This is a genomic window from Salinicola sp. V024 (assembly GCF_052645315.1).
This window is the reverse complement of sequence record NZ_JBQXYB010000014.1, coordinates 89,552-100,529: the sequence shown is the minus strand read 5'-3', so window position 1 is coordinate 100,529 and position 10,978 is coordinate 89,552. Positions and strand designations below refer to the sequence as shown.

The following is a 10,978-nucleotide window of genomic DNA, read 5'->3' as shown; positions in this document are numbered from 1 at the left end:
CCAGATTTTTCGCTGAGTCCCATCATTCATAAGAGGTGTCGTTTGGCAGAAATAGCGCTCTCGGCCGAGGCCTTTCGTCAGCGCGTGTTCGACTGGTTCGACGCTCATGGGCGCAAGTCGTTGCCGTGGCAGTACGACAAGACGGCTTATCGGGTCTGGGTGTCGGAAATCATGCTGCAGCAGACCCAGGTCACTACCGTCATCCCCTATTTCGAACGTTTCATGGCGCGGTTCCCGGACGTTCAGACGCTGGCGGATGCGCCCCAGGACGATGTGCTGCACCTGTGGACCGGGCTCGGTTACTACGCCCGGGCGCGTAACCTGCACAAGGCCGCCAAGGTCGTCGTCGACGAGCACGATGGCGAGTTCCCGACCCACGATCTCGAGGCGATGACCGCCTTGCCGGGGATCGGGCGCTCCACGGCTGGCGCGATCGTCAGCATCAGTACCGGCCAGCGTGCCGCGATTCTCGATGGCAACGTCAAACGCGTGCTGGCCCGCCTGCATGCGGTAGAGGGCTGGCCGGGCAGGAGCGACGTTCTGGCAAGGCTATGGGCGCTGGCGGAGCGCTATACCCCGGAAGAGCGACTGCCCGATTACACCCAGGCGATGATGGATCTCGGCGCCATGATCTGCACGCGCGGCAAGCCGAGCTGCCTGCTGTGCCCGTTCGAGGATGTCTGTGCGGCGCACGCCCAGGGCGAGGAGCGCCGCTACCCCGGTTCCAAGCCCAAGCGCGAGTTGCCGACGCGCCAGACTCAGATGTTACTGTTGCGGGACGACGCGGGACGGGTGCTGCTCGAAAGACGCCCGCCCAGCGGCCTGTGGGGCGGCCTGTGGGGCTTTCCGCAGTTCGATGGCGACGATGAGCTGCACGAGTGGCTGGAACGGCACTGTCGGGGCGTACACCTCGAATCCGCCTGGCGACCGTTCACCCACACATTCACCCATTTCCGGCTGGAGATCACGCCCCGGCCGGCGCGACTCCCGGATCGGAACGCCGTTACCGCCGTGGCGGAATCGAATCGCCAATGGGTCGACCCCGCCGAGCCCGCCAACGTCGGCCTGGCCGCGCCGGTCAAAACCCTGTTGGCGACACTGGCCCAGACCCACGCACTCAACGCATGACAGGAGGTTTACATGGTGCAGACCGTATTCTGCCGTAAATACCAGCAGGAGCTCGAAGCTCTGGCGTTCCCGCCGCTGCCCGGCCCCAAGGGCCAGGAAATCCAGCAGACCGTCTCCAAGCGCGCCTGGGAGGAGTGGCAGGCCCAACAGACCCGGCTGATCAACGAGAAGCATCTCAACATGCTGGACCCGGAATCACGGGCGTATCTGATGGCCCAGATGAACCGTTTTTTCGACAACGAAGAAACCGATCACGCCGAGGGCTACGTACCGCCCAGCCAGTGATTTTTCGATGTCGCGAAGGGAGCTCATCTTTTTGAAATAAAAAGGCTTGACCCCAAAACGGCTTGCTGGTTAAATGCGTCCCCGTTGGCGAAGGCCAGATAGCTCAGTCGGTAGAGCAGGGGATTGAAAATCCCCGTGTCGGCGGTTCGATTCCGTCTCTGGCCACCATCAATGCTGGGGCATCGCCAAGTGGTAAGGCACCGCTTTTTGGTAGCGGTATGCGCAGGTTCGAATCCTGCTGCCCCAGCCATCGCTAACGTCTCTATGCTCGCCGACATAGCTCAGTTGGTAGAGCAACTGACTTGTAATCAGTAGGTCCCGGGTTCGACTCCTGGTGTCGGCACCAGAGCTTAGAGATGGTGGAATAGCTGAATTGCGATGAGCAGGTCCGGGGTAAACACCTTGGCACCTGCATCAGCGAAAGCCTCAGCATCATGTAGCCTCGAAAATCGTCCCGCCCAGCATCTATTGCACTCATTCCGCTTACCACTGGATGAGGTGCAGTTATGCGTGTTTCAGCAACGGTTTGCTCCAAGGGCGGCGTCGGCAAGACGACCACGACGGCCAACCTCGGCGGTCTCCTGGCAGATGCCGGTCTCCGGGTTCTCCTCATAGATCTGGATTCCCAGCCAACCCTCTCTTCCTACTACGAGCTGTCACAGCCGGCCCCCGGCGGTGTGTACGAGCTACTCGCGACAGAGCTGGTCGACCTCGACCAGATCATCTCTCATACCGCTGTCTCCAATCTCGACATCATCGTCTCCAACGACTATCGGAATCAGTTGCAGCAGCTGTTGCTCAACGCCCCGAATGGTCGCTTCCGCCTGATCGACCTCCTCGATCGCTTCGCCGATCGCTATGACGCCATCCTCATCGATACCCAGGGCGCGCGCTCAGTGATTCTCGAGATGGCCGTCATGGCCGCCGATCGGCTGATCTCTCCCATCGTTCCCGAACTGCTCACCGCCCGCGAATTCGTGCGCGGCACTCAGGGCATGCTCAACGAGCTACGCGAGCTGGCACGTTATACCCGTTTCGAGGTGCCGCCGGTCTCCATCCTGCTCAACAAGATGACCGACCAGCTCCGTGATGCCCGTGACATCGCCGACAGCATTCGCACCATGTATGCCGAGGTAGAAGATCACGGCATCAGCGTGCTCGAGACGCCGCTGGTCAATCTCTCCGCTTACCGTTCGGCCGCGCTCCAGGGCTTGCCCGTCCATCGGGTCGAGCCGCGAAAGCCCTACAGTCGCAAGGCGCCGGCCTGCGCCGATCAGCTCAAGGCAGTGGCCATTGATCTCTATCCCGAGTGGGCCGACGCCATCCACGCGGTAGGCGCTGTCATCTCCAACGGTAAATCCGGCACCGGGAAATCGGGGGTGGGCCATGTCCATTGAGACCCAATCCCCTGCACCCGTCGGGGCAGAAGCCATGGGGCTTCTGCCGCCGCACAGTATCGAGGGTGAGCAGTCCACGCTTGGCGCGTTGATGCTCGACAACACGAAGTGGGAGGACATCTGCGAGATCGTCGACGCGTCAGCGTTCTATCACTATCCGCATCGGCTGATCTTCAAGGCGATGGAAGAGCTTTCCCATGATGAGAAGCCGCTCGATGTCGTGACACTCTCCGAGCTGCTCGAGCGCGATGGTCATATCGAGACCTGTGGGGGTCTGCCCTATCTGGCCGAGCTGGCTCGCAACACGCCTTCAGCGACGAATGTTGTCGCCTATGCGGGCATCGTACGAGAGCATCAGCGCCGTCGTCAGTTGGCCAACATGGGCCGCGACCTCTGCCAGCGGGCGCTGGATGGACAGCAACTCAGCCAGGCATTGATCGAGGCCACTGAACACCAGCTGTTCGCGTTGGCCGAGAACCGGCAAGGCAAGGAGACCGGCATACGTCACGCCTTGACGGCGGCGATCGATACTATCGACCGCGCTTTCAATGCCAAGGACGGCATCACCGGCACGCCGACTGGCTACAAGGATCTCGACGAACTCACTTGCGGCTGGCAGGACTCCGACTTGATCGTCATCGCCGGTCGCCCCTCGATGGGCAAGACCACGCTGGGCATGAACCTCGTCGAGAATGCGCTGGTCGCCACGGCCGGTCGCACCGAGCTGGCCACCGCGCCGATCTTCGTCTTCTCGCTCGAGATGCCCGAGGAGCAGTTGATGCTGCGTCTCATGGCCAGCATGGGGCGTCTGGATTTGAGCAAGCTGCGCTCAGGCCAGCTCGATGACGGTGGCTGGGAAAAGCTGACCTCGGCCACGAACCGCATACTCGGCTTCGAGGAACGTCTGTTCGTCGATGACTCCAGCGGCATCTCCGCGACCTCTCTCAAGTCACGCGCCCGCCGGCTGGTGCGCCGCCACGGCAAGCCCGCCCTGATCCTGATCGACTATCTGCAGCTGCTTGAGGAGCCAGGCTCCGAGAACCGCAACAACGAAATCTCTGCGATTTCTCGCATCCTCAAGGCTACTGCCAAGGATCTCAACTGCCCGGTGGTGGCGCTTTCGCAACTCAACCGCACGCTGGAGAACCGTCCCAACAAACGTCCCTGCATGGCCGATCTGCGCGACTCCGGCGCGATCGAGCAGGATGCCGATGTCATCGGGTTCGTCTATCGCGACGAGGTCTATAACCCCGACAACCCTGACAACAAGGGACTCGCCGAGCTGATCATCGGCAAGCAGCGCAACGGGCCTACCGGCGCGGTGCATTTGACGTTCGTAGGCTCGAGCACGCGGTTCGAGTCGTTGGCGTGGAAGCAGGTACAGGAGGGACGGTCATGAGCTTCATTACCACCCACTCAGGCCACTCTGTTCACATGGCCAGCCCAACGCCACGGATGATCGACCCCGTGGACATCGGACGCTCACTGAGCCGCATCTGCCGATTCGGCGGGCATACCCGTCAGCATTACAGCGTCGCGCAGCACTGTGTGCTCGCGAGCCAGTTCGTGCCTGCCGAACATCAGCTTACGGCCTTGATGCACGACGCCACCGAAGCCTATATCGGGGACATGGTGTCGCCGCTGAAAGCGCTGATGCCGGAGTTCAAGCGTATCGAAGGTCGGTTTTGGGCAGCGATTGCAGAGCGTTTCGGGCTCCCCGGTGCCATGGATCCCTGCATTAAGAAGATCGACCTGATCCTGCTCGCAACGGAACGCCGGGACTTGCTGTGCGAAGGGGATTCCTGGGATTGCCTAGAAGGGGTGGTACCACTGCCAATGCGCACCCAGCCCTGGTCGATGGATCATGCCTTTGGGCAATGGATGGCGCGTTATGAATATCTAGCTTCTCAGCGAGAGGCAGAGGTGGAGTTCAGGAGGGTCGCGTCATGACAGTGAGGATTCCTCTGATGCGCTACCACGGCGGCAAGTTCCGTCTGGCCCCGTGGATCATGGCGCACTTTCCTCCAATCTCCGCCTTCGATGTCTACGTCGAGTCCTTTGGTGGCGCTGCAGGTGTCCTCCTGCAGAAGCCGCGCAACTACGCCGAGGTCTACAACGATCTGGATGGCGATGTCGTCAATCTGTTCGAGGTGCTGCGCAGTTCCGAGCAGCGCCAGTGCCTCATTGAACAGATCGCGCTCACCCCCTATGCGCGTGTCGAGTTCGAGCGTGCTTGGGACGACACCCCGGATCCGGTAGAGCGCGCTCGACGGCTGCTGATCCGTGCCCACATGGGCTTTGGTTCCGCCGGCGCGACCCGAGGCAATTCCGGCTTCCGCACCGATACCCGACGTGCCCACGGCACGACACAGCATCACTGGCAGCGGTTGCCGACCGTGATTGGTCTGGTGGCCGAGCGGCTGTCGGGTGTGCTGATCGAGAACCGCGACGCCCTGACCGTCATCGCCCAGCATGACTCCCCGCGCACGCTTCACTACGTCGATCCCCCTTATCTCGAGGAGACCCGAGAGAAGGGGCATCGGCGCGTTTACAGCCATGAGCTGAGCGACCAGCGTCACATTGAATTGCTAGAGCGCCTCCGGCTCGCTCAGGGCTACGTGATTCTCTCCGGCTACGACGCCGACCTCTATCGTGACGTGCTCAGGGGTTGGCGCATGGCTCGACGGCATGTGCAGGCATCGGCCCAGCGTGGTTCTGGGCAGCGTACCGAGTGTCTGTGGCTAAATCCGCGGGCGGCGGAATGGGCCGGTCAGATGGAACTCAATCTTCCCTACCAGGAGGTGGCCCATGTCTGACGCACTGCCGATTCGCTGCTCGACGCGCGCCCTGAAGCGCGTGGTGCGTTATGCCGTGACTCATGGCTGGATTGTCGAACGCACCCGTGGCGGCCACGTTCGCTTCATCAAGCCGGGCTGCCCGCCCGTGTTCACCGGATTTTCACCCAGCGACGCACGAGCCGAGAAGAACGTGCTGGCACGGCTGCGCCGGATGGAGCGACAAGAGGAGGACGAAGCATGATTCCCGATCGCATTCTTCGCAAGATCGAGCGCTGCCTGGCGCTGTCACGCTCGGCCAATGAGCACGAAGCTGGTACGGCGCTGCGCCAGGCGCAGCACCTCATGGACGAGTACGGCGTCAGCGAGATCGACGTAGCGGCGTCAACCATCGACCGGGTGGTCGTCAAGTCGCCGACCGGACGCAAGCCACCGCGCTGGCTCGACCATCTGGCCACCTTGGTCAACGCCGCCTTCGGCACCGCCACCATCTACGAGCCCCGGCCGGCGTTCGAAGGCTGGCATGGCTACTTCGCCTTCCTGGGCGAGGCGAGTCAGGTGCGCATCGCGGCCTATGCCTTCGAGGTGCTCCAGCGTCAGCTGATCGCCGATCGCAAGGCCTTCCTGAACGGCATGAACAAGCGCGCGAAACGCATCACCAAGATTCGCCGGGCCGATGCCTATGCCCTGGCATGGGTTGCGGGCGCGTTCGAACACATCGTGCCGGTGGAGAAGACAGAGGAGGCCATCGTGGGGATCGAGCACTTCCAACAGCGCTTCTATCCCCAGCTCGAGGCGATGAACGCCATCGATCGCGGTCAACGCCGTGACGATCGGCGAGCGATGGCCAGAGGTTATGCCGCCGGCCGCAATGCGCGCCTGCACAGCGGCGTCGATCGTGATCAATATAAGGAGCTGCCCCATGGCCGAGATCTATTCCTTTCCGGCGCGTGAGGCCACTGGCCAGGGCATGGAGCGGTATCTGCAGGGGCGAGAGTGTCTGGCCCTGGGTCTGCTCGATCCGTTCGCCGGGTGGTTAGAAACGCTGGACACCTGGTTCGACGCTCATCTCCAGGCGCACAACAAGCGCAACGACGCGCTGCGCGCGTTGCTCGCCGATACCTGGCTGGTGTTCCACATGGCGTGCGACCAGACCAGCCGACTCGAGATGCAGCCGCATCACAGCCTGCGTTGGTCGCAGCTCCAGTATTTCGACCTCAGCGATTTCGAGCTGCTGGTGATCGTCAACGACAACTTGCTTGATCTACGTCGCGGTCTGCTGGCGCTGTGCCAGCAGTATCCGCCGAAGACTCGCAGCGATCTAAGCCTCCAAGGGCTCACGCAAAGCATCGGTCGTTTAAACGAGCAGTTGAACCATTTCTTCGATTCTGAAGGCTGCGACTCGCGGCAGCCGGAGTGAACCTCATGAGTAAACCATCCGTTACCCCTGATCAGATCACGGCGAAGCTGAACCAGCCAGGACCGGCGCTCAGGAGTCAGCCCACCGACCGGCTGCCGGCGCCGACCCGCGAGCAGGCTATGTCGTTGACGTTGGATCAGCTGCGTCCCTATGACCGCAACCCGCGTACTCACCACAATCCGAAGTACGAGGAGATCAAGGATTCGATCCGTGCCGTTGGGCTCAAGCAGAAACTGACCGTCACTCAACGACCGGGCGATGATCGCTATATGATCTCCGACGGCGGCAATACCCGCCTGATGATCCTCAACGAGCTGTACCAGGAGACTGACGACAAACAGTTCTACCACCAGGATTGCCACTTCATCCCGTGGCAGGGCGAGATCAACGTGCTAGCCGGGCACTTGGCCGAGAACGATAACCGGGGCCAGCTCAGTTGGATCGAGCGGGCACGTGGCATCTACGAGGCCAAGCGCATGATCGAGGAGGACGCTGGCGAGACCATCTCCCAGCGTGAGTTGACCAAGCGGCTGCGCGCACTGGGTTACACAATCAGCCAAAGCAATATCTCGAAGATGCTCTATAGCATTGAGCACTTTCTGCCGACCCTGCCGCTGACCCTGGACGCCGGCATGGGCCGTCCTCAGATCGAGAAGCTGATCTCCTATCGTCAGTTCTGCGACGAGTGCTGGACCCGGTGCGCCGACTACTGGGTCGAACACGCCGACGATCTCGGCGAGGGCGAGCCGTGGGCCAGCAACGTCGTCGACAGCAACTTCGCCCAGGCCTGGCATGAGGAGATGGCGCAGCTCGATCACGAGGGCCAAACCGAGTTTCGCTGGAACATCGTCGAGGATCGCCTCAAGGGCATGCTCAACGAGCACACCGGACTGCACTTCAACCCCATCGACATGGCCTGGAAGAACTGGTTCACCGTGCGCAAGTACGCCCGGGCGGCGACGGAAGACGAGCGCGCCGACATTTGGACCACGGTCGACAGCGAACTGGAACGCCTGCGTCATCCCCAGGAGCGCCACCTCTACCCGCCGAAACCGGACACCTCCCAGGGTGGCTTGTCATCCGGCAAGTCGCCGGGTTCACCTTCGCTGCCATCAACCTCTAAAGCTTCTCAGGGCGCCGGTCAGTCAGCCGATGGCGAGGGTGATTCCGATCCGAATGATCTGATGTTCGGCGATGGCCAGACCGATCTCGACACCTCGCCGGCACCGTTGCCCACCGAACGCGGCGTGCCGGAATCCGGCGGCGCGGGTGAGTCTGTTGCCATGAAGCAGATGCGCGCCCAGCTTGAACAGCTCGAGCAGCGCAATGCCGCACTCGAGGCCCAGACTCAACGGACGCCGGCGGCACCGCAAGGGTTTGGCGCTGGTGAAGATGACAACGATGGCCTCGGCGGACTGCTGGATACCGACGGCCTTCTACAGGAACACACACCTCAGCCCACTCGCTCTCCCGAGGAGCAGGCCACGATCGCTGCCGATCTGACACTCTCGCCTCACCGTGAAACCGAGGGGCATCGCCAGTTGCGTCACTGGCAGGCGAAGGAGCACGGCGAGGAAGCGATCGACTTCGAAGCGGCGGCGCTCAAGAGCGTGCCGCTCCAGGACGGCGGCCGCATTGCCCCGATCACCGATCTCTGGCACGTCCCGACCTGGCGTCGCAACGCCCAGGATCTGCGCATGCAGATCGGCGAGGTGGTTCAGCTGCTAGCCAGATGGGCGGGAATCGAGGTGAGCGGATCCAGCGAGGTAATCCGCCTCAATGCCCGCGACGGTCTCGGCTATGAACTCGGTCCCCTCGAGGGGGCTCCCAGCCGGCGTGCTCAGCTCGTCTGGCAACTGCTCGCCGGCCTCGAGGGCAACATCGACCCGGTGATGCCAAGTGATATCTCATTGTTGGGTGAGCTGGTGGGCAGTCACGGTAACGACACCGACGTGCGCTTTCCCGATGGTCTTTTCGTTCGTGTGTTCTGGCTGACCCGGTTAATCCGGGTCTTGCGTGACGGTCTCGATGCAGAGGGGGATTCGTGATGGCAACACCGCAACTCAATCATGCGCTGTTCAACCAGGCGCTGGTTCTGATCCGCGAGGGTGACATGCGTCGCGCCCGGGCGCTGGGTTTTCGCGATGACGAGCTGCAGAGTCTCAGTCGCCTGCGGGCCAGCGAGATCGAATCCCTGATCAATGAGTTTCCGGGCGTGGCCCGGTTCGAGCTGGATCACGACACGTTCAAGGCGGCATTGCGCCGTGTCGATCGCGACCAGGATCGCGACGGGCTGGTCGATCACTGTATTCGTCACGGGGCTAGCGTGCAGATGCTGGCTACCTTCTTTGGCCTGACCCCGAATGACTGCTCAGCGCGACGTACCCTGCTAGGCGTGCCGAGCCGACAGGGGCGACTGCCCATGCCGGAGGAGAAGGTCGAACACGAAGCCTATCATCGCTGGCAGACCATCTCCGACGATCCGGCCAGTCCTGGTGCCGTGGAAGACATTCGCGGCATGCTGGTACTAGCAGAGGAGGTCGAGCTGCCCCTAGCCGTGATCTGGACGCTGATCAAACAGTGGACCCTACCGGAGCAGGCGCGTCAGCAGAGCCTACCTGCCGAGGACGAGGGCGCGGTGCGTGAAGGGGTGGCGTGATGAAACATTTTGACGCGCTCATCGGGCGCGCCGCGTCATCCCTGACCCAACGCCGAGGCCAAGCCGCCTCGGCGTCGAGCGTTCAGGAAGACGCTCTGGACGGCCTACTGTTCATGGGCAATCCCCATGAAACTGTTCCTCGAGCGCTGCTGCTCGATCAGCGGCTGGGCGCGGTCGACGTGCTGGGCTGGCAGATGATCCGGCTACTGTCGAATGCCGATCGCACCACGGCATTCCCTACTTACGACGAACTGGAGCCATTGCTGCGCTCCGGCGCGAATCGCAAGGCGTCACGCAAGACCGTGGCGCGGGTCATCGCGATCCTCAGACTGACCCGCTGGATGACGCTGGGTATGAAAGCGCGCAACACCGACAACGGCCGCATGATCGGCAACGTCTACGTGCTGCATGACGAGCCGCTGGCACCAGCCGAGTCGCTGTCGCTCGATGCCGAATACATTGAGTACGTCATCCGCTGTACTCGTCACCACAACCGCGACGTCGCCGAGGTGGCTCAGCTGGTGCGAGACGAGCTGGCCGAAAGCGGTGTGCTCGAGATGCCGTCCCGATTGGAGGTTATCGATCAGCGTGCCCAGCGGCAGAGCCGTGCCGAGTTTCCAGCGGAAACTCAGGCAACGCCCGCCCAGTTTCCGGCGGAAATTCAGGGCAATTCGCCCGGCTTTCAGCGGAAACTTGGGCAGTTTCCCGAGGCCAACGACCCCAGTTTCCAGCGGAAACTCATGCGTGAATCAGCTACTTACGACACAGTTCCCGATGCATCCGGTCCTACAGTACGTAGTTATACAAACAGTGTGTGTAAAACCACCGCGCGCGAGCGGGACGCCGCCTCGCTGATCTGGAGCTGGCCGCTCGAACTGACTGCCGACGAGCGTGAATCGGTCACGTTCCTGCTAACGGGGTTGTCGACCGACATGCAGCAGGCGGTGATCGACGAAGCCGCCGGTCGGGTCGACGCCGGTAAGGTGAAGAACACCCTGGGGTTCCTGCACACTCTGGCGAAGCGTGCCGCCTCGGACAATTTTCAGCTGACGCGCTACGGACGCGGCGTTGCCGATAAGCGGCGTGACAATGTGGAAACGAGTGCCGAACTGAGCCGGGTCGTCACCTCGCCGGTCGTGCCGATGCCAACGCCGTCATCGACTGCTGAGCCGGAACCGCAGCCAATCTCGGCGGAGACCGAACAAGCGCGAGAGCAGATGTTCAAGCGACTGGGGCTACGGCGCTAGAAACCCTTGCGATCGCGTTTAACGTTTTCGATAGGGCGACGCTCGTC

Annotated in this window: 12 protein-coding genes and 3 tRNA genes; all 15 read left to right on the top strand. The window is 62.2% G+C overall.

Annotation, left to right across the window (positions count from 1 at the left end):
- Positions 1-42 precede the first annotated feature (42 nt).
- On the top strand, positions 43-1,128 hold the full coding sequence (gene mutY / locus ACUN9V_RS17130; RefSeq protein ID WP_445512284.1) for an A/G-specific adenine glycosylase: 1,086 nt from the start codon (positions 43-45) through the stop codon (positions 1,126-1,128).
- 12 nt (positions 1,129-1,140) lie between these two features.
- The gene (locus ACUN9V_RS17125) at positions 1,141-1,413 is read left to right on the top strand and encodes an oxidative damage protection protein (RefSeq protein WP_075563474.1); all 273 of its coding nucleotides are present in this window, start codon (positions 1,141-1,143) and stop codon (positions 1,411-1,413) included.
- Between the two features lie 92 nt (positions 1,414-1,505).
- Positions 1,506-1,581: transfer RNA gene (locus ACUN9V_RS17120), tRNA-Phe, on the top strand.
- Between the two features lie 7 nt (positions 1,582-1,588).
- Positions 1,589-1,663: transfer RNA gene (locus tag ACUN9V_RS17115), tRNA-Gln, on the top strand.
- 20 nt (positions 1,664-1,683) lie between these two features.
- Positions 1,684-1,759, top strand: a tRNA-Thr gene (locus tag ACUN9V_RS17110).
- A 160-nt stretch (positions 1,760-1,919) separates the two neighbouring features.
- Positions 1,920-2,810, top strand: coding sequence for a ParA family protein (locus tag ACUN9V_RS17105; RefSeq protein ID WP_075563473.1), 891 nt, complete (start codon positions 1,920-1,922; stop codon positions 2,808-2,810).
- Positions 2,800-4,209, top strand: coding sequence for a replicative DNA helicase (gene dnaB, locus ACUN9V_RS17100; protein WP_075563472.1), 1,410 nt, complete (start codon positions 2,800-2,802; stop codon positions 4,207-4,209). The genes ACUN9V_RS17105 and dnaB overlap by 11 nt, the downstream gene beginning before the upstream one ends.
- Positions 4,206-4,760, top strand: coding sequence for a hypothetical protein (locus ACUN9V_RS17095; RefSeq protein ID WP_445512283.1), 555 nt, complete (start codon positions 4,206-4,208; stop codon positions 4,758-4,760). The genes dnaB and ACUN9V_RS17095 overlap by 4 nt, the downstream gene beginning before the upstream one ends.
- Positions 4,757-5,626: a DNA adenine methylase gene (locus tag ACUN9V_RS17090; RefSeq protein ID WP_445512282.1), complete on the top strand. Its 870-nt coding sequence runs from the start codon at positions 4,757-4,759 to the stop codon at positions 5,624-5,626. The genes ACUN9V_RS17095 and ACUN9V_RS17090 overlap by 4 nt, the downstream gene beginning before the upstream one ends.
- Entirely contained in the window at positions 5,619-5,849 is a 231-nt protein-coding gene (locus tag ACUN9V_RS17085; RefSeq protein ID WP_445512281.1) for a type II toxin-antitoxin system HicA family toxin, read from the top strand. The genes ACUN9V_RS17090 and ACUN9V_RS17085 overlap by 8 nt, the downstream gene beginning before the upstream one ends.
- Positions 5,846-6,559, top strand: coding sequence for a DUF2786 domain-containing protein (locus ACUN9V_RS17080; RefSeq protein WP_332780289.1), 714 nt, complete (start codon positions 5,846-5,848; stop codon positions 6,557-6,559). Before ACUN9V_RS17085 ends, ACUN9V_RS17080 begins: the two co-directional genes overlap by 4 nt.
- Positions 6,528-7,025: a hypothetical protein gene (locus ACUN9V_RS17075; protein WP_445512280.1), complete on the top strand. Its 498-nt coding sequence runs from the start codon at positions 6,528-6,530 to the stop codon at positions 7,023-7,025. Before ACUN9V_RS17080 ends, ACUN9V_RS17075 begins: the two co-directional genes overlap by 32 nt.
- Before the next feature lie 5 nt (positions 7,026-7,030).
- On the top strand, positions 7,031-9,073 hold the full coding sequence (locus ACUN9V_RS17070; protein WP_445512279.1) for a ParB family protein: 2,043 nt from the start codon (positions 7,031-7,033) through the stop codon (positions 9,071-9,073).
- A complete protein-coding gene (locus ACUN9V_RS17065; protein ID WP_087721101.1) occupies positions 9,073-9,684 on the top strand; it encodes a DUF2857 domain-containing protein in 612 nt (203 codons plus the stop codon). The genes ACUN9V_RS17070 and ACUN9V_RS17065 overlap by 1 nt, the downstream gene beginning before the upstream one ends.
- Entirely contained in the window at positions 9,684-10,931 is a 1,248-nt protein-coding gene (locus ACUN9V_RS17060; protein ID WP_445512278.1) for an STY4528 family pathogenicity island replication protein, read from the top strand. Before ACUN9V_RS17065 ends, ACUN9V_RS17060 begins: the two co-directional genes overlap by 1 nt.
- The last annotated feature ends 47 nt before the right edge of the window (positions 10,932-10,978 follow it).